The sequence below is a fragment of the Actinophytocola glycyrrhizae genome (assembly GCF_042653545.1).
In the GTDB taxonomy this organism is placed as follows: Bacteria; Actinomycetota; Actinomycetes; order Mycobacteriales; family Pseudonocardiaceae; genus Actinophytocola; species Actinophytocola glycyrrhizae.
On record NZ_JBHSIS010000007.1, the window covers coordinates 516,324 to 538,985 of the forward strand.

At 70.2% G+C, this 22,662-nt stretch carries 17 protein-coding genes; 13 read left to right on the top strand and 4 right to left on the bottom strand.

The genetic code is table 11. The features are described from left to right. The first annotated feature begins 20 nt into the window (after positions 1-20). The 8 genes from ACFPCV_RS18255 to ACFPCV_RS18290 all read left to right on the top strand — a co-directional run bounded on the left by ACFPCV_RS18255 (position 21) and on the right by ACFPCV_RS18290 (position 11,076). Positions 21-821 carry an alpha/beta fold hydrolase gene (locus ACFPCV_RS18255; protein WP_378057404.1) on the top strand — a complete coding sequence of 267 codons (801 nt, stop codon included), beginning with the start codon at positions 21-23 and terminating at the stop codon, positions 819-821. A gap of 759 nt (positions 822-1,580) precedes the next feature. Further along, entirely contained in the window at positions 1,581-2,453 is an 873-nt protein-coding gene (scoE, locus tag ACFPCV_RS18260; protein ID WP_378057405.1) for a (3R)-3-[(carboxymethyl)amino]fatty acid oxygenase/decarboxylase, read from the top strand. 157 nt (positions 2,454-2,610) lie between these two features. Continuing rightward, positions 2,611-2,862 (top strand): phosphopantetheine-binding protein, encoded by a 252-nt coding sequence (locus ACFPCV_RS18265; protein ID WP_378057406.1) that lies wholly within the window; start codon positions 2,611-2,613, stop codon positions 2,860-2,862. Between the two features lie 10 nt (positions 2,863-2,872). Beyond that, positions 2,873-6,697: an amino acid adenylation domain-containing protein gene (locus ACFPCV_RS18270; RefSeq protein ID WP_378057407.1), complete on the top strand. Its 3,825-nt coding sequence runs from the start codon at positions 2,873-2,875 to the stop codon at positions 6,695-6,697. Beyond that, positions 6,694-8,169 carry an MFS transporter gene (locus tag ACFPCV_RS18275; protein ID WP_378057408.1) on the top strand — a complete coding sequence of 492 codons (1,476 nt, stop codon included), beginning with the start codon at positions 6,694-6,696 and terminating at the stop codon, positions 8,167-8,169. The genes ACFPCV_RS18270 and ACFPCV_RS18275 overlap by 4 nt, the downstream gene beginning before the upstream one ends. Next, entirely contained in the window at positions 8,169-9,200 is a 1,032-nt protein-coding gene (locus ACFPCV_RS18280) for an ABC transporter substrate-binding protein (RefSeq protein WP_378057409.1), read from the top strand. The genes ACFPCV_RS18275 and ACFPCV_RS18280 overlap by 1 nt, the downstream gene beginning before the upstream one ends. After that, positions 9,200-10,300 carry a FecCD family ABC transporter permease gene (locus tag ACFPCV_RS18285; RefSeq protein ID WP_378057410.1) on the top strand — a complete coding sequence of 367 codons (1,101 nt, stop codon included), beginning with the start codon at positions 9,200-9,202 and terminating at the stop codon, positions 10,298-10,300. Before ACFPCV_RS18280 ends, ACFPCV_RS18285 begins: the two co-directional genes overlap by 1 nt. A 17-nt stretch (positions 10,301-10,317) precedes the next feature. After that, positions 10,318-11,076, top strand: a complete 759-nt coding sequence (locus ACFPCV_RS18290; RefSeq protein WP_378057411.1) for an ABC transporter ATP-binding protein — start codon at positions 10,318-10,320, stop codon at positions 11,074-11,076. 87 nt (positions 11,077-11,163) lie between these two features. On the opposite strand, the gene ACFPCV_RS18295 is transcribed toward ACFPCV_RS18290, so the two are convergent. After that, positions 11,164-11,883, bottom strand: a complete 720-nt coding sequence (locus ACFPCV_RS18295; RefSeq protein WP_378057412.1) for a hypothetical protein — start codon at positions 11,881-11,883, stop codon at positions 11,164-11,166. 75 nt (positions 11,884-11,958) lie between these two features. On the opposite strand from ACFPCV_RS18295, the gene ACFPCV_RS18300 reads away from it, so the two are divergent. Both ACFPCV_RS18300 and ACFPCV_RS18305 read left to right on the top strand, forming a co-directional pair. Beyond that, positions 11,959-12,534 (top strand): sigma-70 family RNA polymerase sigma factor, encoded by a 576-nt coding sequence (locus ACFPCV_RS18300; RefSeq protein WP_378057413.1) that lies wholly within the window; start codon positions 11,959-11,961, stop codon positions 12,532-12,534. A gap of 606 nt (positions 12,535-13,140) precedes the next feature. Then, entirely contained in the window at positions 13,141-14,280 is a 1,140-nt protein-coding gene (locus tag ACFPCV_RS18305; protein WP_378057414.1) for a sensor histidine kinase, read from the top strand. Positions 14,281-14,543: 263 nt separating this feature from the next. Here the strand turns inward: ACFPCV_RS18305 and ACFPCV_RS18310 are convergent, their stop codons facing one another. The 3 genes from ACFPCV_RS18310 to ACFPCV_RS18320 form a co-directional block, all read right to left on the bottom strand. Further along, positions 14,544-15,149, bottom strand: coding sequence for a response regulator transcription factor (locus ACFPCV_RS18310; RefSeq protein WP_378057415.1), 606 nt, complete (start codon positions 15,147-15,149; stop codon positions 14,544-14,546). A gap of 157 nt (positions 15,150-15,306) precedes the next feature. Then, complete coding sequence (locus ACFPCV_RS18315; protein WP_378057416.1) at positions 15,307-16,743, bottom strand: SagB family peptide dehydrogenase; 1,437 nt, start codon at positions 16,741-16,743, stop codon at positions 15,307-15,309. Between the two features lie 50 nt (positions 16,744-16,793). Next, a complete protein-coding gene (locus ACFPCV_RS18320) occupies positions 16,794-19,115 on the bottom strand; it encodes a TOMM precursor leader peptide-binding protein (RefSeq protein WP_378057417.1) in 2,322 nt (773 codons plus the stop codon). Positions 19,116-19,353: 238 nt separating this feature from the next. Between ACFPCV_RS18320 and ACFPCV_RS18325 the strand changes: the two genes are divergently transcribed. Genes ACFPCV_RS18325 through ACFPCV_RS18335 form a run of 3 tightly spaced genes read left to right on the top strand, consistent with a single transcriptional unit; the run spans position 19,354 to position 22,625 of the window. Further along, positions 19,354-20,391, top strand: a complete 1,038-nt coding sequence (locus ACFPCV_RS18325) for an AfsR/SARP family transcriptional regulator (protein WP_378057418.1) — start codon at positions 19,354-19,356, stop codon at positions 20,389-20,391. 54 nt (positions 20,392-20,445) lie between these two features. Continuing rightward, the gene (locus ACFPCV_RS18330) at positions 20,446-21,003 is read left to right on the top strand and encodes an FcoT family thioesterase (RefSeq protein ID WP_378057419.1); all 558 of its coding nucleotides are present in this window, start codon (positions 20,446-20,448) and stop codon (positions 21,001-21,003) included. A 53-nt stretch (positions 21,004-21,056) separates the two neighbouring features. Beyond that, the gene (locus ACFPCV_RS18335) at positions 21,057-22,625 is read left to right on the top strand and encodes a fatty acid--CoA ligase (RefSeq protein WP_378057420.1); all 1,569 of its coding nucleotides are present in this window, start codon (positions 21,057-21,059) and stop codon (positions 22,623-22,625) included. The last annotated feature ends 37 nt before the right edge of the window (positions 22,626-22,662 follow it).

Consider the following 22,662-nt stretch of genomic DNA (forward strand, 5'->3'; position numbering starts at 1 on the left):
GATCTCGAGGGGGTACTGCCATGGCCGCACCAGTGCGGAAAACGGACGGCAACCCGACGTTGCTGTTGCTGCACGCGGCCGGTCTGGACCGGACCAGCTGGGACGACGTCGTCGACCGGATCCCGGGTTTCGCGCGCACGGTCGCGATCGACCTGCCGGACCCGGTCACCCATGACCGCAACGCCGTCCCGGCGCTCGCCGACCACGTCGCCAGGCGCCTGACCGGGCTTGGCGTGCACCGGCCACACGTGGTCGGTCACTCACTCGGCGCCGCGGTCGCGCTGGAGCTGGCGTGCCGGGTGCCGGTGGCCGCCGTGACCGGCTTCTGCACCATCGGCTTCCACGCCACGACCCGCACCGCCATGTGTGGCACCAAGGTGCGGACCCTGATGCGGCTGGTGCGGGCCGCGGGCCCCACCGTGCGCAGACGGCTGCTCGACAGCCCGGTGTTCCACCGTGTCGTCATGTCGGTGCTGTCGGCCCGGCCGTCGGCCATCGAAGCCGGCGTCGCGGCCGCCGACGTGAACTCGATCGTCGGCAGCGACCTCGAGGTGCTCGCGGACTTCGCGTGCCGGTACGTGCTCGCCGACCCCGGACGGCTCGCGGGCACCCCCGTGAACCTGGTGTGGGCCGACCAGGACCGCGTCGTGCCACGGTGCGACGCCCGGCACGCCGCACGGCTGCTCCCGCATGCCAGGCAGATGGCCATCATGGACTGTGGCCACCTCGTCATGCGCGACGACCCCGACGGCACCGCTGCCGTCGTCCACGCCTGCCACTCGCATCTGATGCGCGAGCTTCAACGTCAGGCCGCTCGCTGATCCCGGGTTTCGCTGATTTGAGTTGCCTGTTGGTGGGTTGTCCTCGCCGGACGGGCAGGTCTCGGGGGTGGCGAGGGGCTGTTGGGCTGCGGTTTGGGCGGGTCTGCCTGCCATCCCGTCGACCTCCCTACGGGCTATCACACCGCGCCAAGGGGGGCCGATTCGTGCTTGATGTGATTCGGGCTTCTGGCCCGTTGACACGGCGTGATCGGGCTCTGCCAGGTCGACAGGATGGCAGGGAGCCCCTTTGAGTGGGCTTGCGCCACCGTCGGGGTTGCTTTGGCCTGTTCCTGCTTCGCAGGGCCTGCTTCGCGGGCCTTGGCGCTGCGCGCCTTGGTTTTGGTGCTGTGAAAGGCGCGTTGACGGCATCCGGGAGGCCGTCAATGGGCCTTTCACGGCACTGGGTGTGCCGTGAACGCGCCTTTCGCGGCGGCCCGCCCTTGCGGGTACCCGCCGGTACGCTGCGCGCGCCGCCCGGGGCGTGCGCGCTCCGCTGGGCGCGCGGCTCCCAGCGGAAAGAACCGAATTTCCGGAGGTCCGGCATTCCGTGGTAATTGTGCGGTAATTGCCTGGTCGCATGGGGGTTGTGATGTGGTTGCCTTCGCTTAATTCGCTCGATCGGGGGAACTACACGATCTCCCGGGACGACTACTCAGACGAGACCACTATGAAGAATTCACGGACAACGGCGTTCTCTTCTCATGTGGTCCATGTGCTGGACGTCACCGCTCTACACTGAAAAATCCCAGAGGACTTCTCATGAAAATTTCCCCACAGGCCGGTAAGAAGTTCGGCGTCGTCGTCGAGGGCTTCAACGCGGAGACGGCGTCGGCCGAGGAGATCGCGGAACTGAAGAAGACCGTCTACGCCAACAAGATCGCGGTGCTGAAGAACCAGGACCTGGACCCGGCGCAGTTCCTGGCGCTGGGCAAGCGGATGGGCGAGGTGGCCGAGTACTACGAGCCCGTCTACCACCACCCGGAGGTCAAGGAGGTCTTCGTCTCCTCCAACGTGAAGGAGGAGGACGGCCGTCAGGTCGGCGTGCCGAAGACCGGCAAGTTCTGGCACTCCGACTACCAGTTCATGCCGCGCCCGTTCGACCTCACGCTGATCTACCCGCAGGTGGTGCCGTCGAAGAACCGCGGCACGTTCTTCATCAACATGGCCGACGCCTACGAGAAGCTGCCCGCGGACCTGAAGGAGGCGGTCAAGGACACCACGGCGACGCACAGTGTGCTGCGGTACTTCAAGATCCGCCCGACCGACGTCTACCGGCCGATCTCGGAGATCATCGAGGAGGTCAACGCCAAGACGCCGCCGGTGACCGACGCGACCGCGGTCAGGCACCCCTTCACGGACGAGACCATCCTGTACGTCAGTGAGGGCTTCACCCTGTCCGTCCAGGACGCGCAGGGCAACGACCGCGCGGACCTGCTCAAGGAGCTGCTGTCCGCCTCCGGGCAGCTCGACCGCACCTACGAGCACGAGAACATCCACCTGCAGACGTTCGAGAAGGGCGACATGCTGGTGTGGGACAACCGCACTCTCGTGCACCGCGCGCTGCACACCGCGACACCGGAGCCCGCCGTGTCCTACCGGGTCACCGTGTACGACAACGGTACGGCGGCATAGCGGCTCAAGTCAGGCACCGACGGGATTCCAGTTCACTGCCGACGGAAATCCAGTCCACTATGGAAATCTCGGGTACGAGATCGGGTTTCGGCGGGCGCGACATCTGCTGCGCCCGCCGAACCCGTGAATTCTCTCCGCACCGAGGGGTGAGGCAGTCATGGCAGAGCGGTTGACTCCAGAGGTCATTCGTGCCGAAGTCGCAGCGTTGCTACACCAGAGTCCGGACGAAGTGGACGAAAAGGAAAACCTCTTCGAGAGCGGGCTGGACTCGATCCGTCTGCTGACGCTCCTGGAGCGATGGCGGGAGGTGGGAGTGGCGGTCAGTTTCGTGGAACTGGCCGAGCAACCGACACTGGAGCACTGGTTGAAATTATTGGCTTCGCGGCAGCCGGCGGCCCTGGATGTCTGATCGTCACGGTGTGCGGCGACTCGCGCTGACCGCCGCACAGGAGGGCATCTGGACCGGACAGGAGTTCGATCCGGACAGCCCCGCCTTCAACACCGCCGAGTACGTGGCGATCCACGGCCCGGTGGACGTCGAGCTGTTCGAACGGGCCGTGCGCACGGCCGTCGGCGAGGCCGACGCGCTGTCGGTGCGCTTCGGCGCCGACACCGACGCCGTCGCGGACGCCGCGGCCTGGCAGGAGACCGGCGCCGGTGCGGAGTGGACGATGGCCCTCGTCGACGTCGCCGGAGAACCGGACCCCGTCGCCGCGGCACGCGCGTGGATGCGCGCGGACCTCGAGGTCCCCGTGGACCTGCGGCGCGGACCCGTGTTCGCGCAGGCCCTGTTCCGTGCGGGCCCCGAGCTGTTCCTGTGGTACCAGCGGGTCCACCACATCGCGCTCGACGGCTACGGCCTTTCGCTCGTCGCGCGACGGGTCGCGGAGGTCTACACCGCACTCGTCGCCGGCGCCGAGCCGGGCCCGAGCGGGTTCGGCGCGCTCGCCGACGTGGTGGCCGAGGACCAGACCTACCGGGACTCGCCGCGGTTCACCGCCGACCGCGACTTCTGGGTCGGCAAGGCGGAGGGCAAACCGGTGCCGGTGGTGCTCGCACACCGGTCCGGCCCGCTGGCGCACGACGTCGTGCGGGACAGCACCGACCTCGACACGGCGGACCTCACGGCGCTCAAGCAGGCCGGGGCGGCCGTCGGCGCGACGTGGAGCGAGGTGCTCACCGCCACGTTCGCCGCGTACGTGCACCGGATGACCGGTGCCGCCGACCTGGTGTTCGCGCTGCCGGTGATGGCCCGCATCGGATCCGTTTCGCTGCGGGTGCCGTGCATGGTGACCAACGTGGTGCCGCTGTGGCTGACCGTCGAGCCAGGCATGAGCCTCACCGACCTCACCGGTCAGGTCACCGGGGAGCTGCGGGCGGCCCGGCCGCACCTGCGCTACCGGTACGAGCAGCTGCGCCGCGACCTCAAACTCGTCGCCAGCGAACGGAAACTGTTCGGCCCCTCGGTCAACATCATGCCGTTCGACTACGGCCTGAGCTTCGCCGGGCACCGCGGCGTGGTGCACAACGTCAGCGCGGGACTCGTCGAGGACCTGGTGCTGCACGTGTACGACCGCGCGGACGGCAACGGGCTGCGGGTCGTCGTGGACGCCAACCCGAACTGCTACACCGCCGACGAGGTCGCCACACACCTGCGCCGGTTCCTGGTGTTCCTGCGGCGCGTCGCCACCGCCCCGGCCGAACCGGTCGGCGACGTCGACCTGCTGCTGGACGGCGAACGGGACCTGCTGCTCACCGCGTGGAACGACACCGCACGCGACGTGCCACCGGTGACCGTCCCCGACCTGTTCGAGCAGCGGACCGCCGCGACCCCCGGCCGCACCGCGCTCGTCGCCGAGGACGCCACGTTCACCTTCACCGAACTGAACCGGCGCGCCAACCGTCTCGCCAGGCTGCTCGTGGAGGCCGGCGCCGCACCGGAATGCCACGTCGGCCTGCTGCTGCCGCGCACCGCCGACGCGATCGTCGCGGTGTTCGCGGTACTCAAGTCCGGCGCGGCCTACGTGCCGATCGACCCGGACCACCCGCAGCGGCGCATCGCGCTCACCGTCGCCGACAGCGCGCCGGTCGCCCTGCTCACCACCGAGGCGCTGCGTGCCACCGCCGAGGCCGTCGCCCCCGGCCGCGTAATCGTGCTCGACGACCCGGCCACCTCGGCGCGGCTCGGCGCGCTGTCCGACCGGGACCTCACCGACGGCGAGCGGCACGCACCGCTCATCCCCGGCAACCCGGCCTGCCTGATCCACACGTCCGGCTCGACCGGCACGCCCAAGGGCGTCGTGATCGAGCACAGTGGACTGGTCAACCTGTACCACCACCACCGCGACACCCTGATCCGGCCGAACAGCGCGGACAGGACCATCCGCGCCGCGCTGTCCGCCTCGCTGTCGTTCGACACGTCGTGGGAAGGGCTGCTGTGGCTGCTGGCCGGCCACGAACTGCACTTCGTCGGCGAGGACGTGCGCCGCGAACCCGCCGCGATGCTCGACTACATCCACGAGCAGCGCGTCGACTTCCTCGACATCACCCCGACCTACGCCGAGGAACTGGTCGCGGCCGGCCTGCTGGCCGACGGCAGGCACCGCCCGGCCGTGATCGCCCTCGGCGGTGAGGCGACCGGGCCCGCCCTGTGGACGGCACTGCGCGCGGTACCGGACATCGCCACCTACAACCTGTACGGCCCCACCGAGTGCACAGTGGACACACTGCACTGCGCGCTCGCCGACAGCCCAGACCCCGTCGTCGGCAGGCCGATCGCCAACACCAGGGCGTACGTGCTGGACGGCGCGCGCCGCCTCGTGCCACCCGGTGTGGTCGGCGAGCTGTACTTCGGCGGCACCCCGGTCGCCCGCGGCTACCACGAGCGGCCCGCACTGACCGCCGAACGGTTCACCGACGACCTGTACGGCCCACCGGGAGCGCGGATGTACCGCACCGGCGACCTCGGGCGGTGGCGGCCCGAGGGCACCCTGGAGTTCCTCGGCCGCGCCGACGACCAGGTGAAGGTGCGCGGGTTCCGCATCGAACCAGGCGAGGTCGAGAGCGTCCTGAGCGCGCATCCGCAGGTCGCGCAGGCCGCGGTCGTCGTCCGGGGCGGCAGGCTCGTCGCCTACGTCGTCGCGGGTGAGGGCACCCCGGAACCGGCCGCGCTCCGGCAGTACGCGGCCGAGCGGATGCCCGACTACCTGGTGCCGCCCGCGTACGTCGTGGTGGACCGGCTGCCCCGCACCACCAACGGCAAACTCGACCGCGCCGCGCTGCCCGCACCCGACCCCGCGGCGCTGGCCACCGGCCGGCCACCCCGCGACCGGCGGGAGAAGGTGCTGTGCGGGATGTTCGCCGAGCTGCTCGGCCTCGACAAGGTCGGCATCGACGACGACTTCTTCTCCCTCGGCGGGCACTCGCTGCTCGTCGGCAGGCTCATCGGGCGGATCCGCGCCGAGTTCGGGGTGCGGCTGGGCATCCGCGCGGTGTTCGAGGCGCCGACGGTCGCCACGCTCGCGCCCCGGCTGACCACACAGGCCGACGACGGCGCCTACGACACGCTGCTTCCCCTGCGCACCCGGGGAAGCGGGCCGCCGCTGTTCTGCGTGGCACCGGCCACCGGGCTCGCGTGGGCCTACGCCGGGCTGCTGTCCCGGCTGCCCGACCAGCCGCTGTACGGGTTGCAGCTCATCGGCGCCCACGAGCACGCCGACGTCGCGGAGGTCGCGCAGGACCTGGTGCGGCACATCAGGAAGGTGTCGCCCTCCGGGCCATACCACCTGCTCGGCGCGTCGTTCGGCGGGCTCGTCGCGCACGAGGTCGCCGCCCGGCTGGAGGAACAGGGCCACGAGGTCGCGCTGCTCACGCTGCTCGACTCGTACCCGTTCCCGCCCGCCATGCGCGACCGGCCACCGCCGACCGAGGAGGAGTTCGCCGCCTACCTGCCCGACGCGGCCGGGTTCGGCGCCTTCGACCGGCTGTACCGCACCTACACGCACAGCGCCAGGATCGGCGCCGTCTGGACGCCCCGCCGGGTCGCGGCCGACGTGCTCCTGTTCGCGGCGACCGAGGACAAGGCACCGGAATGGCCCGGCCCGGACAGCTGGGAGCCACATGTGGCCGGGCGGCTGGACGTGCTGCCCGTCGCCGCGACACACCACGGGATGACCGAGACGGCCGCACTCGCCGTCGTCGGCGCCGTGCTCGCCGACCGCACCGGGCTGAGGAGGGCCTCATGATCACCCGCCGCGAATGGCTCGGCCTACTGACGGTGCTCGCCGCCACCTTCATGACCCAGGTCGACGGGTTCATCGTCAACGTGGCGAGCCCGTCGATCCAGGACGACCTGGACGCCGGGTTCGACCAGATCCAGTTCGTCGGCGCCGCCTACGTGATCGCGTTCGGCGCACTGCTCATCACCGGGGCGCGGTTCGGCGACCGGGCCGGGCACCGCACCGTGTTCCTGTACGGCGTCGCCGGGTTCACCCTGACCTCGCTGCTGTGCGGGCTCGCCCCCAACGCCGAGCTGCTGATCGTGGCCCGGTTCCTCCAGGGCGCCACCGCCGCGTTCATGGCGCCCCAGGTCCTGTCGATCATCCGGGCGACCGTGTCCGACACCGAGCAGCGCGCGAAGGCCGTCAGCGTGTACGCCGTCGTGATCGGGCTCGGCGTGATCAGCGGGATCGCGGGCGGCGGCATCCTCGTCGACCTGGACATCGCCGGGCTCGGCTGGCGGCCCGTGCTGCTCGTGAACGTGCCGATCGGCCTCGTGATCCTCGCGCTGGGCAGGCTGCTGCCCCCCGGCGTCGCCGACCGCGAGAGCCGCCTCGACCTCGCGGGCGCCGCGCTCACCACGGTCGCGCTGCCCGCGCTGCTGGTACCGCTGATCTTCGGACCGGGTGGCGCGTGGTGGCTGTGGCTCGGGCTGCCGCTCGCGGTCGTGGTGTTCGGTGTGCTCGCCACACAGCAGCGGGCGCTCCTCGCACGCGGCGGCGCCCCGCTGTTCCCGCCGAGGGTGTTCCGCGCCCGCGGCATGCGGCTGAGCCTGTTCACCGTCGCCGCGCTGTTCGCCACGAACTCCGGCCTGTTCCTGGTGTTCACCTACTACCTGCAGACCGGGCTGGGGCTGGAGCCGTTCGTCGCCGGGCTGATGTTCGTGCCGCTCGGCGTCGGGTTCTCGCTCGCGTCGGCGGCCAACCGCTGGCTCACCCGCCGGGTGCGCGCACCCATCCCGATCCTCGGCTGCGCCACCGTCGCCGTCGTGCTGCTCGCGGGCGCGGCGATCACCTTCGCGCCCCAGGACACCCAGCCCGCGCTGCTCGCGGTGATGATCGGGCTCGCGGGCCTTGGCCAGGGCATGGTCGTCACCCCGCTGGTCGCCGGGATCCTCAGCCGGGTCGAGCCGGCCGACGCCGGCGCCGCGTCCGGCATGGCCACGACCGTCACCCAGCTCGGCCTCGCGCTCGGCGTCGCCGTCGGCGGCGGCTGGTACCGGACCGTGCTCGGCGCCACCCCCGGCGACGACGGCGTCCCGTTCGAGGACAGCGCGACGGCGTTCGCGGCCGCCGCCGTGCTGCTCGCGGTGCTCGCGACCGCCACCAGCCTGCTCAACGCCCGACTGCACCGGCTGCCCGCGGTGCCTGCCAACACAACTGAAAACCCATCCAGGGCGGCACCCGTTGCCGCCGCGACCACCCAGAGGAGCCCATGATGAAGGTCAGGACTGTCCTGGTGGCCCTAGGCGCGCTGTGTCTGGCCACGACGGCTGCGTGTGCCACCCCCACCACCGCCGCCGAGTCCGGGGAACAGACCGAGACCGCCGCCGCCTACCCGGTGACCATCGAGAACTGCGGCAAGGAGTACACCTACGACAAGGCGCCCAGCCGGGTCGTGATCATGAACGGCGGTTCGGTCGCCGAGGTGTCCGCGCTGCTGGAGCTGGGGCTCGAGGACAAGATCGTCGCCAACGCGCAGTCCTACGGCGACTCCGAGGTGCCCGGCCGCGTCGAGGCCATCGAGGCGCTGCCCACCGGCGGCATCGAGCTGAACGAGATGATGGACATCCCGCGCGAGGCGATGATCGGCCTGCAGCCCGACTTCGTGATCTCCACCTACGACGGCGGGTTCCGCGCCGAGGCCGGCTTCGCCACCCGCGACGACCTGGCCAAGATCGGCGCCAACACCTACGCCCCGCAGAGCGCGTGCGGCGACGTCGGCACCGTCAGCCACAAGCCGTCCATCGAGGACAGCTACGACATGCTGCGTGACCTCGGCAAGATCTTCGGCGTCTCCGACAAGGCCGAGAAGATCATCGCCGACTCGAAGGAGCGCATCGCGGCCGTCGAGAAGAAGGTCAAGGGCCAGCCTGAGGTGAAGGCCATGATGATCATCCCCGGCATGGCGATGGGCGACCCGTTCAGCTCCGTAGGCGACAACGGCATCTGGAACGACATCATGGCGAAGGCGGGCGTCACCAACGCGTTCGCGGGCGCCTCGGACAACATGTTCGCCAACCCGAGCAAGGAGCAGGTCGCGAAGACCGACATCGACGCGCTCATCGTGGTGAACTTCCAGGCACCGGACTCCGACGCCGACGCGAAGGCGCTGTTCGACCAGTTCCCGCAGTGGGACGCGGCCAAGGACAAGCGCTACGTCGTCCTGTCCGACTCGATCTACCTCGGCCCGAGCAACGCCGTCGCCGTCGAGGAGATCGCCAAGGCGTTCCACCCGGACGCGTTCTGATGACCGCCACCCCCATCACGAGGCGCCCCGCGCCCCGGCCCCTCGCCAAGGCGAGCGGGCCGGGGGCGCGGCCCGCGCCGCTGTCCTCGGTGCCGCTGCCGGTGGCGCTGGTCGCGCTCAGCGCGCTGCTGGTGGTGGTGATCCTCGTGGCCGCCGCGATCGGCTCGGTCACGTTCTCGCTCGGCGACAGCTGGCAGATCGTGCGGGCCCACATCTTCGGCGGCGAGGTCAACCCGGCCCACGACCAGATCATCTGGGAGTTCCGCATCCCGCGTGTCCTGCTCGCCGCACTGGCGGGCGCCGGGCTCGCGGTGACCGGCGTGGTGCTGCAGGCGCTGGTGAACAACCCGCTCGCCGACCCGTTCATCCTCGGGGTCTCGGCGGGCGGCTCCGTCGGCGCGGTCACCGTCATGGCGCTGGGCGCGGGCGCGCTCGGCGGCCTCGGCGTCTCCGGCGCCGCGTTCCTCGGCGCGATGGTCGCCGTCGGCCTGGTGTTCCTGCTCGGCCAGCAGGGCGGCAAGCTCAACCCGATACGGCTGGTGCTGGCCGGGGTCGTGATCAGCTACGTGTTCACCTCGGTCACCAACTACCTGCAGCTGCAGACCGAGCCGAACAACATGCGGGCGATCATGTTCTGGCTGCTCGGCAGCGTCTCCGGCGCGCACTGGGAACAACTGCACGTCGCCGGGGTCGTGGTCATCGCGTCCACGCTGCTGCTCTCGCTGTACGGCCGCCAGCTCAACGCGCTGGTCACCGGCGACGAGTCGGCGACCGCGCTGGGCATCGACGTCAAGCGGCTGCGGCTGCTGCTGATCGTGCTCAGCTCCCTGATCGCGGGCGTGCTGATCGCCGTGGCGGGCGGCATCGGGTTCGTCGGCCTGATGGTGCCCCACCTGGTCCGGCTCACCTTCGGCGTCGACCACCGCAAGCTGCTGCCACTCGCCGCCCTGGTCGGCGCGATCTACCTGGTGATCGTCGACCTGCTGTCGCGGACCGTCGACCCGCCGAACGAACTACCGCTGAACATCCTGACCGCACTCTTCGGCGCGCCGTTCTTCATCTGGCTCATGCGCCGGGATCGGAGTCTGGCCCACTCATGAAACTCCAGGTGCAGCAGGTGAGCGTGCGTATCGCGAGCACGCCGATCCTGCACGACGTGGACCTCGACGTGCTCCCTGGGGAGTTCGTCGGGTTGATCGGACCGAACGGCAGTGGCAAGTCGACGCTGCTGCGGACGATCTACCGGTCGGTGCGTCCCTCCGGTGGGGTGGTCCTGCTCGGCGAGGAGGACGTGTGGGGGATGTCGGCGCGGACCGCGGCCAGGAGCACGGCGGCGGTGCTGCAGAACAGCCCGACCCCGCCGGGGCTGACGGTGCGGGAGGTGGCCGAGCTCGGCCGCACCCCGCACCACGGCATGTTCGACCGGACCGGACAGTCCGACCGGGAGATCGTGGACGCGGCGCTGGCGCGGACCGGGATGGCCGACCACGCGGACCGGATCTACGGGTCGCTGTCCGGTGGTGAGCGGCAGCGGGTGCTGCTCGCCCGCGCGCTCGCGCAGGAGCCGAAGCTGCTGGTGCTCGACGAGCCGACCAACCACCTCGACATCCGCGCCCGGTTCGAGCTGCTCGAGCTGGTGCACACGGTCGGTGTGACGACGCTGGCGGTGTTGCACGACCTCGACCTCGCCGCCCGTAGCTGTGACCGGCTCGTCGTGATCGACCACGGACGGGTGGTCGCGTCCGGTCCGGTGCTCGACGCGCTCTCACCCGAGGTGCTGTCCGAGGTGTTCGGGGTGACCGCCGCGACGGAGCGTCACGAAGACGGAATCGTGCGGGTCACCTACGGGGCACGGCCGCTCGCGAAGGCGAGCTAGTCGTGGACATTTTGCCGTAAATGACGGAAATTATGATCATCATCCGACGAACACCGGCCGGGGCGGTGTCCCGGCCGGATTTCCGGATCACGCCGCCTTTGTCGGGGTGATCCGCCGAAATAGCGGGGGTATGCCGTCGACTTTGCCGTCCCCGGTACCCGTGTCCCGCGCCGGGCGGACCGTTCCCGTGTCGCCTTCGGGTGGCACGGGGCCCCGCCGCGCTCTCGGCAGCCGGCCCAGGAGCACCACGAGCACGAGCCCGGCCGAGGACAGCAGGTAGGACAGCGCCCCGGCCGCGTCCACCGCGAGACCGGACACGTAACCCCACGACAGCACGCCGACGAACGTGCCGAGCAGCGGCACCAGCGCGGCGGGCCGCACGCGCTGCGCGGCGACCGCGCAGAACGCGACCGCCAGCGCGAGCCGCCACGCCGCGGTCTGGAGTTCGCCGTCGTGAGCGAGGGAGAGCACGGCCGACGCGCCATGAGCGACGCCGACGGCGCCGAGTGCCACCCGCAGTCGCGCGGAGGTCGCCGTCGGCCCGGCGGGCACCCGAGCCAGGACCGCGTCGGCCACGTCCGGCCAGGACACCGCGGCCGTGGTCCTGGTGCGCCGGGTGATGAGCGCGGCGTTGTCGTACCAGGTGGCGCAGTCGGCGCAGTGGTCGAGGTGGTGGTCGGCGGGGTGCCGGCCGTCGTCGGGGCCCTCCTCGTCGTCGAGGCGGGCCGACAGGGCTTCTCGGTATTCTTCGCAGTCCACGTAGAAGTAGTCGGTGACATACGTCGGCCAGTTCCAGCAGGTCTTCAATCGGCGGCACGAACTTCGCTTGAATCGCACTGTCACCCGTTCTTCCGTGCAATTCCGGTGGGTACCTTCCAAGCCATGTCGGACTTAGCGGCGGATGACACCATCACGGAATTGGCACTGGCTGCCGGGCGCGGTGACCGCGACGCGGCGAACGCTTTTATCCGGAGTACGCAGCGTGACGTCTGGCGCTTTCTCGTCTATCTGGCAGGGGCGTCGGAGGCGGAGGACCTCACGCAGGAGACGTTCGTGCGGGCGCTGGGCAGCGTGCACCGGTTCACCGCGAGCAGCCACGCGCGCACCTGGCTGCTCGCCATCGCGCGCCGGGTGGCCGCCGACCACTTCCGGGCCGCGGCGACCCGGCCGAAGATCGCCGCCGACGCGGACTGGCAGGTGGCGGCCGACGAGCGCGCCACCCCCGGCCTGCCCGGGATCGACGACACGGTGTCGATCAACCTCGCGGTCCGGACGCTGGAGGGCGACCGGCGGGACGCGTTCGTGCTGACGCAGGTGCTCGGGCTCGGGTACGCCGAGGCAGCGCAGGTGTGCCGCTGTCCGGTGGGGACCATCCGGTCGCGGGTCGCGCGGGCGCGCCGCGACCTGGTCGAGGTGCTCGCACCCGGTCTGCGGCGGGCGCCTGCCGCAGGCCGGTAGGACGTCCGGCGTAGTCCTTTGGTCTGTCTCACGCCAAGTGACGACAGCCCCGCCGGACTCCTTGACAACCGTCAAAACGGTGTGGAAACGTACTGCCGCACGTATGGCGGCTTTATTTGAGTTACTCAAATGTGGTAACGATTCCAGGTTGACGCCGCAAGCAATTTACCCAAGTGCCGCGTTGGTCGTCTATTCTCTCCAGTACAGTGTCATTTCTGAGCGTTTCTGTGGCAGAGCGGTGAGGATCGGGTGTGGGCGGCATGACGATCGGTACCGATGCCGGGACTGTGGGTGGCGAGCCGGCTGACGGCTTCCCCAACCGCGGGTGGCCCGGCGTGCAATGCTGTCGTCGAGCTGTCGGCCACGCTCCCCGGGGAGCCTCACCCGTCAGGTCCGGCCGGTACGGCGGACAGGTCACATGGCGCACGTGTGTGACGGGGATTCCTTCGGGTGCAAGGAGTTAGGCTCGTGTACGTTTCGCGTTCACCGCAATATCACCCCATCGGCGATGAGGGTATACAAACCGTTGTCCTGCCCTCGGCCCCGCCACGATTACAGTAACGGCGTCCGGGGCCCGCGATGGACTCCTCCACCACACCAACGCAGGTGAGTTCCGAAGGCGACAGGACAGTCTCGTTCCCCGCTCCGCGTCTCGCGGTCGGCGTGGTCACGGCGGTCTTCGTCAGCATCAGCCTGATCGGCTTCCTGCACGTGCTGTTCCTGCCCATCGGAGTGGGCGAGATCGTGCTGTCCTTCGGGTGCATCGTCGCGCTGCTGGTGATGCAACTGCTGTGGTACGGCCGGTCGAACGCGCCGCTGCGTTCCCGGGTCGGATACGGGCTGCTCGCCGCACAGGCGTGTCTGGTGTACCTGCCCATTCTGATCTTCGGTCAGGCGTGGGTCGGCATGCCGGGCTTCCTGGCCGGCAGTGTGCTGCTCGTGCTGCGCCCGGTCGCCGGCTGGGCGGCGTTCTGCACGATCGTCGCCAGCATGGGCTTCGCGCAGTTCGTCTTCACCGGCACGCCGGTGGACATCCTGTACACGTCGATCTCCACGGTGACGACCGGCCTGGTCGTCTACGGGTTGTCCAGGCTGACGGCGCTGGTCGTCGAGGTGCAGTCGACCCGCGCCGAGATCGCCCGCATGGCCGTGCTGCGCGAGCGGCTCCGGTTCGCCCGCGACCTGCACGACCTGCTCGGGTACAGCCTTTCCGCGATCACGCTGAAGATCGAGCTGACCCACCGGCTGCTCGAGAAGTCACCACAGGAGGCGAGCGACCAGTTACTGGAGATCCTCGAGATCTCCCGCCTGGCACTGTCGGACGCCCGCACGGTCGCGACCGGCTACCGCGAACTGTCGCTTGAGGACGAATGCCGGTCGGCGGTGTCGGTGCTGGAGGCGGCCGACATCACCGTTCGCCTCGACAGCGACCACACCGATCTGCCGGTGCGGGTGAGCACAGTGCTGGCGACCGTGTTGCGGGAAGGTGTCACCAACCTCCTGCGGCACAGCAAGGCCAAGCACTGCGAGATCACCATCCGCCAGACCCACGACCGGGCGACCCTCGAGATCGTCAACGACGACGTGCAGCCCAACCCGAAGGAGCCCCACGACCGGGGCCGGAGCGGGTTGCACAACCTGTCGGTGCGGGCGGGCGAGATCGGCGGCACCGTGAACGTCGAGCACGAGCCGAACCTGTTCCGGCTCCATGTCGACGTTCCGCTGCGCATGGAGCGCAAGCGCTGAGGTTGGTCAGGCCCGGGCGCCCACAGCGCCCGGGCCCGACCCCGCAGGGTCCGCCAGTGGTCGTGTGTCGCGGGCGCAAGGGTTCCGCTTCGCAGGTTCCGCTGCGCGGGGTCCCGCTTGCGCGGGCATCCGCGATGCCGTCAATGGCCCGTTCACAGCGCTCAGCGCCCTGACTGTGCCTTCACGGCGGTACCAGAAGCGGACAGTGCCCGGCGGCTACCTGCCTTCGGCGTCCGCGAACCCGGTCCTGCCAACGAAACCGGTCAGAGCCAGCCCGCTTCGCGGGCGATGCGGATCGCGTCCACGCGGTTGCGGGCGGCCAGTTTGCCGATGACCGTCGTCAGGTAGTTGCGGACCGTGCCCACCGACAGGAACAACCGGGACGCGATGTCGACCGCCTGCAGGCCCTCCGCGGTGAGGCGGAGCACCTCGGTCTCCCGTGCGGTGAGCGGGCAGTCCGCGCTGTCCCACGCCGCCATCGCGAGCTGGCTGTCCACGACGCGCTGCCCGGCCGCGACGCTGCGGATCGCGTCGGCCAGCTGGGCCGGTGGCGCGTCCTTGAGCAGGAACCCGGTCACCTTCGCCGACAGGGCGCGCCGGAGGTTTCCCGGGCGGCCAAGGCCGGTGAGGATGAGTGTCCGGATCTCCGGCAGGTGTTCGTGGATCTCGCTGACCGCGGTCAGCCCGTCCTTGCCGGGCAGGTCGATGTCGACCACGGCGACGTCCGGCCGGAACTTCTGTGCGGTGGCCAGGATCTCGGTGCCGTTCGAGACCTCGGCGACCACCTCGATGTCGGGTTCGAGGTTGAGCAGCGCGACAAGAGCCCCGCGGACCATGTGCATGTCCTCGGCCAGCATGACCTTGATCATTCGCGGATTTACCTCCGAGCTGCCCGATTCGCCAAGTGTTCTACCACGCGGCGTGCGGCTACGCAGTAATCATTATCCGGTTCGTGACGGTCGTTCTGGGCCGTTCGGCGCAACCCGTGCCGCATACCACGGAACGCGGTTGGCCAGGCGCGTTCCGTCATGACGGCAACCCGATCACGAACTCGCCGACGCTCACCTCGGCCGGCCAGTCGAGTCGCAACGCGGTCGTGGCCGCTTCGCTGTCGCCCGTGGCGACCGCGCACGGGGCCAGGCCGAGCATCGTGGCGACCAGGTACAGCGTCTGCTGCAGCACGCCGACGTGTTTGAGCGTGGTCGCGTACGCGATGCTGTCGTACACCCACGACAGCCTGCCCATCCTGGCGGTCATCGTGATGAGCACCGGCGGGCGCCTGCGCGCGCCCATCTGCACCATCGCGCTGTCCAGCAACTCGTCCGCCTGCTCGCCGTCCTCGTTGACCAGTGTGAGCACGTGGTCCAGCGGGTCGTAGTGGTAGATCCCGCGCGGCAGGTCCGCGCACCGGTCCACCGTCAGGTACAGGTCCAGCTCGTAGAGCGCCCCGGCGCTGGGGTACGGGCGCCCCGACACCGGGTAGCGCACGCCGCCCGCGCCGACGGCCTCGGTCTGCGACCGGATCCGCGCGGCACGGAACAGCAGTTCGCCCAGCTGCTCGACCGACGGGCCGTCATCGGCGAACTCGCGCACCGAGTGCCGTTGCTCGACGGCCTCGGTCAGCGACATCTCGGCGGGGTCCGGCGCGGTCAGGTCCGGCCGGTGCAGCGGGAAGCGCCGCCCGGCGGGCACCGGGCGCACCACGGGCAGCGGCGGCAGGTGGGGGGCGTTGCGGAACGCGGCGCCCGCGTCGTCGTCGTGCCTGCCGAGCCTGCTGCGGGAGTGGAACAACAGGTCGTGCGGGGACCAGGCCCGCAGGTCGGGGTCGTCGTCCTCGGCGAACACCGGTCTGGCTCCGTCGGTGTGCGTGCCGATCACGACCATGCCGGTGGCCACGAGGTAGCCGAGCAGTTCGGTGATCAGCTCCCTGGTCACGTTGATGGCCTGCGCGATGTCCCGCGCGGTGGTCGCCCGGCCCAGCGCGCCGACCGCCCACGTGGTGAGCGGGCGGTGCAGCACGACCCGGTGGCGCGACAGCGGCGACTCGACCACCATCTCACCGTCGTGCTCGCGGACGATCGCGAACCGGGACAGCCGGATCGGCAGCGTGTCGTCGAGCTCGGGCAGTTCGAGCACCTCACCAGGCGCGAGCGGCACCGCCGACAACAGCGGCGTCGCCGTCTCCTTCAGGCCCAGTGAGCGCACGACGCAGCCCGGCAGCCGGGCCAGCACCGCGAACAGGTCGTCGCGGTCCAGGTCGTCGACGTTCGTGAGCTCGACCGGGCCCAGCGTCATCCGGTAGAGGCTGTCCACGATCGCCGGCGCGGCGGAGTCCACCCGGACGTCGCCCCACCGGGTCAGCACGACCAGGCTGCCGCCCGCAGCCGGTTCGATGACCACGTCGTCCCGGAAGGACCACAGGGGAAGGTTCACGTCGGGTGGAGCGCCGGAGTCGGATGGCACTTGTCGCTCCTCGGTGTGCATGCACACGCCGCCCGCGTGATACATCACGTTCACACGAATAGGGGGATGGGGTTCAGATCCTCGTACGGCGTCGGTGTGTCGCGACGACCGAGCCGGACCGGCACGTCGAACAGCCTGCCGGGCGCGAACCGCGCCCAGAAGCCGCGCATGCCGGGCACGATCGCCTTCACAACCGGGAGCCCGACGTCCGGGCGGGTCTGGTCGAGGACCATGACGTCGAGCCCCAGGCCTTCCAGCCGCCGCCGGACATCGGTGATGTCCTGGTGGAGGTCGCTTGTCGGGGCGTGCGCGTAGTCGGCGGGTGTGCGTGGCCGCACCGCGGGATCAGGCCGCAGGTACGGCATGCCGTCCCAGGTGGCGGTGCGCCACCAGTGCACGGCGTCGGGATCGGACCAGTCGTAGTCTCCACCCTCGCCCGCCGCCACCACCGCGGGCATCAGCTGGTTCATCTCGGTGAGCGCGCGGATCAGCGCCACCTGCGGGTCCAGATGCGCCCCGAACCCGAACATGACGTCCTCACTTGGCCCGTCGGTTCGGCGGGACAGCGCGGCCATGGTCGGAATCCCAACGTCCGAGGACACGTCCAGCACCCAGACGTCGCGACGGAGAGCGGCGTAGACCGCACGCAGCTCGTCTATCCAGCGCACCCCGAAACTGTCGAGGTCGACCCCAGGCGCTCTGGTTCGGTTGTACCACCACAGCGCGACGGCGTCGCGCTCGACCACCTCGAGAAGTCCCTGCAGCAGCGCGTCCTCGACGCTGCTGCCCGCAGCGTTGCCGTTCGAGTCGGCGGAGAGGGCACCGCCGCCGCCGTGCTCGGCGGGGACGTCGAAGTACAGCATCCCGGTCGGCAGGAAACGGTGCCGCTGCCGGGTCAGCGACCACACCGGCGTCCAGCTGGTCGGGGTGTGCTCGTCGAACGGGTCGCACACGTACTGGAACGACGAGTGCGTCGAGTTCCACTTCGCCCGGTCGGCGTACTGGCGCTCGTCGAACAGCAGGCAGTCGTTGGGATGTACGGCGTCCGCGCCGAGGTCGGCGTAGCTCGCGACGACCCGTTCCTCGTCGCCGTGGAAGTAGCCGCTGTGCCGCTCGATCGCCTCGCACAGCGCGCTGACCTTGCCGTGCAGCGGGGTGACGCCCTTGCCGCCGTTCTCGGCGCGGGCCGAGCGCATGTGCTCGAAGTGCCGTCGCGCGTTCAACGCCAGGTTGGGCCCGGCGCGGAACGAGTTGAAGAACGACGGGCCGCGCCCGTCCTTCGTGATCTCCTTGAGCACCCCGGTGACCGGGCTGATCAGGTGCTCGTAGGCGGCCAGCACGTCCTCGGGTGGCATCGACCGGTGCCCGCCGCCGCTGCGGCTGGCCTTCGGCCGGTGCCCGACGGTGACGGGGCGGCGCGCCTGCTCCGCCATCAGGCCCTCGTCGCCGCACGACGGGCACTGCGGGCGCCTGCGCAGCTCGTGGCTGCGGCCGCACAGGTCGAGGCTGTCGAGCGTCCACACCGCGCGCTGGCTCTCGGTCCGCATCCCGGCGACCCACTTGGCCGCCTCCAGCGCGATCAGGTTGAACGCGGCCGCACCAAGGGGCGGCAGCGACACCGCGGGCGGGATGAGCGGGACGTGCCCGTCCACCACGGCCCGCAGGTGGGTCTCGGCCTGGCGGTGGCCGCGCAGCCGGTGCGCGAGGCAGTGCCAGCAGGCCTGTTCGCCGTCCCGCTGCCCGAAGACCGGCCCGATCCACACCTGCGTGCCGCCCGGCTTCGCGAGCAGCCACGGGCGGCCCGCGGCGCGGTGCAGCGCGTCGATGGCGGGCAGCGCGGGGTCGAGGTAGTCCTCGCACAGGACGACGGACATGGCGGCGTCGTCGGCAAGCCGGTGAGGGGAGGCCGGGACGGTGCTCAGGCCCGCCGCGAGCAGCGCGGCGGTCGCGGCGTCGGCGTCGATGCCGTCCCCCGCGCCGTCCTCCGCGCTGAGGAGGATCGTCGCGACCGTGGTGTTCCGCAGGGTCCGCACCACGCCGGCGGGCTCCAGCCCGGCCGCCTCCCAGTAGGCGAGGCTGGGCGGGTCGATGCCGTCGGTCGGTTCGCGCAGTGCCACCAGGCCGGCGTCGACCAGGCGCGTGACGATCGTGCCCGCCTCGGCCAGCGTCAGCCCCTCGGGGATGTCCCGGCACAGTTCTGCCAGGTCACGGGTTCCGTCGAGCAGCGGCGCCAGAGCCTCGACGTGCGCACCGGCGACGGAGGTCGCGTCCCGCTCCGAGAGCAGGTACACCGCCTCGCCCCGGACGACGTGAGCCCGCAGGTGCCGCTTGAACCCGATCCGTAACCCGCTCTCCTTGCTCGAGGTGGTCATGAGTCCTCCTGGTGCCCTCGTCCGGCGCTTGAGCCTCGCTTGAGTCCAAGCGTGCGTCGCGCGCGTGGTACTGGACAAGTGCGCCTCTCATGTGCTGGGTCTCGGTTACTCACTGCCCATTTATGACGTCCTCACTATCGCCACGGCGGGCCCGCGGAATACCGTGAGATGTCCTGAAGTCCATGTTCACCGGCGTCGGAAAGTGCGGTGGATCTGGCTGATTGCGAGGTCCCAAAAAATGGTCACCAAATTAGACGCGCTGGGAATGATGACGCACGAGGAGAAGCTGGCCCTCCTCGCCACACTGCTGGAGACGACGTCGCAACCCGGCCCGGACGAAGACACGGCGGCAGAAGCCGCCGTGCTGGTGCGGCCCCGCGACCCGGAGCTCAACCCGCTCGCCGACCTGCGCTTCGAGCTGCTCGGCCCGCTGGTCATCCGGCACGGGGACCTGGACGTGGCGCCCAGTGCGCCCAAGCTGCGGCTCATCCTGTCCACGTTGCTGTTCAACGCGAACAAGCCGGTCGGCGCCTCGGTGCTGGCGCGGGAACTGTGGAGTGACGGCGCACCGCGCACCGCGCACTCGACACTGCAGACGTACATGTTCAAGCTGCGCAGGCTTTTCCGGGCCGTGCTCGGCCTGTCCGTCGAGTACATCACCCGCGAGGTGCTGCAGACCTGCTCCGGTGGCTACGTGCTGCGGGTCGATCCCGGTCAGCTCGACATCACCGAGTTCGACCACCTCGTCACGGCGGGCTCGGCGGCGATGCACGCCGGCGACTACGACAAGGCCGCCGCCGACCTGCGCCGCTCGCTGGCGTTGTGGCGGGGCAACGTCGTCCACCACGGACAGTGGGGAACCCTGCTGCGGGCCCAGGTCGCGCGTCTGGAGGAGCGCCGCTTCTACGCGCACACCACCAGGATCGACGCGGACCTGTGCCTCGGGCGGCACCGCGAGATGATCAGCGAGCTGGCCTCGCTCGTCGTCGAGCACCCGCTGCACGAGTCGGCGCACACGATGCTGATGATCGCGTTGTACCGGGCGGGGCGGGCCTCCGCCGCGCTGGAGGTCTACATGCGGTTCCGGCAGCGGATGCTGCACGAGCTCGGCATCGAGCCGTCGGACCGGATCCGGGCGCTGCACATGGCGCTGCTGTCCACCGACCCGCTGCTCGCGGACCGGTCGCTGACCTCGGACATGCTGCTGGACCGGCTCGTGCGGCCCGGTCACACGGCGAGGCGACGCGACAATTCGTCCACTGTTACCGGTGGATGACCGGTACCGATTACGGTCAATTTCGAATCGCGTGGGCGCGCCGAGGAGGAAACGATGACGGTATTGCCGACCACCCATTCCGGCGAAAAGAACTTCGCCAACGACCCGGACCTGCTTTCGGACGTGCTGCGCCCTTATGCCCGCCCGAAGACGGAGTACCTGAAGTCGGCGACGGTGTCGGTGTCGGACGGGCTGGCGAGTGCGGAGGGCCGCTTCGCCATCCCCTTCCCCTGCTACATCGACGACACCGGCCACCTGAACTCGGTCGAGGTCAACATCTGCTTCAACCAGCTGATGTACTACCTGATCGCCAAGTGCGTGCAGGAGCGCGCGCTGGCCGCGTTCGACGCCTGGTCGATGGAGGACTACTGGGCCAAGCAGCTGCCGGACATCCTCATCGCGAGGTTCTCCAGCAACTTCAAGCGCCCGATCGACTCCTCGGACTTCTCCGGTGAGGTCTCCTTCGCCGAGTTCGCCGAGACCAACCGCAGCCGCCCCGTGCTGAAGGTCGACATGCCGTGGCGCTTCTGGGACGACAAGGGCGGCTACGCCGAGGGCGAGGTGCGGATGGCGCTCGTCGACCCGCCCGGCATGAACCTGCGCGCGGCCTGACGGGACCGAACATCCGCGGGAGCGAAGCGACCCATTGAACACAGGAGGACATCGTGGCACCCCAGTTGCGGACGCTCGTCGACGTGGTGCGGCAGCACGCCGCGCGGCAGCCGGACGCGGTCGCGATGATCTGCGAGGGCCGCAGGACCGACTACGCCGGGCTGCACCGGGTGAGCAACCAGGTGGCGCACGGTCTGCAGGCCGGCGGCGTCCGAGCGGGTGACCGGGTCGCCTACCTCGGCAAGGAGTCCGAGCACTACTACGAGCTGCTGTTCGGTGCCGCCAAGTGCGGTGCCGTGCTGGTGCCGATCAACTGGCGGCTCGCCGCCGACGAGGTCGAGCACATCCTGCGGGACTCGGGCACGGCCGTGCTGTTCGCCGACACCGCCGCGGAGGCGGTGGCGGACCGGCTCGCGCCCGAGCTGCCGGAGCTGAGGACTGTGGTGCGGCTGGACGAGCCGGGCGCGCCGGGTGCCGGGTTCACGTCGTGGCTGGCAGCGCAGCCGGACACGAACGTGCTCGCGCGGGTCACGCCGGACACGCCGCTCGTGCAGATGTACACCAGCGGCACGACCGGCCTGCCCAAGGGCGTGGTGCTCGGGCACCGCAGCTTCTTCGCGGTGCGCAACGCGCTCGCGGAGGCGGGGGAGAAGTGGATCGACTTCTACCCCTCGGACGTGAGCCTCATCGGCATGGCCGGCTTCCACATCGGCGGCATCTGGTGGGCGACGCAGGGTTTCGCGGCAGGCGCCACCAACGTCGTGATGCGGGAGTTCACCACGGCGGGCGCGGTCGAGCTGATCAGGACGCTCGGTGTGACAACGGCGTGCCTGGTGCCCGCGATGATGCGGCTCCTGCTCACCGAGCCGGGCGTGACGAAGGACGACTTCACCACGCTGCGCAAGGTCATCTACGGCGGCGCCCCGATCTCGGCCGGGCTGCTGGCGCGCTGCGTCGAGGGCTTCGGCTGCGAGTTCGCCCAGATCTACGGCCTGACGGAGACGGGAAACACGGCCGTGTGCCTGCCACCGGCCGACCACACCCCGGACAGCGGCCGCATGCAGGCCGCGGGCCGCGCGTACCCGGGCTTCGGGCTCAAGGTCGCCGACTCGGCGGGCAACCCGCTCCCGCCCGGCGAGATCGGTGAGGTGTGGCTACGCACTCCCGCGGCGATGCTGGAGTACTGGAACCTCCCGGAGGCCACGGCGAAGACGCTGGTCGACGGCTGGGTCGTGACCGGTGACGCGGGTGTCCTGGACGAGGACGGTTACCTGTTCATCCGCGACCGCATCAAGGACATGATCATCGTCGCGGGCGAGAACGTGTACCCGGCGGAGATCGAGAACGTCATCGGCAAGCACGAGAAGGTCGCGGAGTCCGCGGTCGTCGGCGTGCCGGACGAACGCTGGGGCGAGATCGTGCACGCGTTCGTGGTCCCGGTCGAGGGCGAGACGCTGACCGAGCGTGAACTGGCCCTGTTCCTGAAGGGCAAGCTGGCCACGTTCAAGCAGCCCCTGCGCTACGAGTTCATCGAGAAGGTGCCCCGCAACCCGAGCGGCAAGATCCTGCGCCGCGAACTGCGGGAACGCTTCTGGCAGGGCGAGGAACGCCGCGTGAGCTGAACCATGCCCTGAAGGACGCTTTCGGGACGTCGAGTGC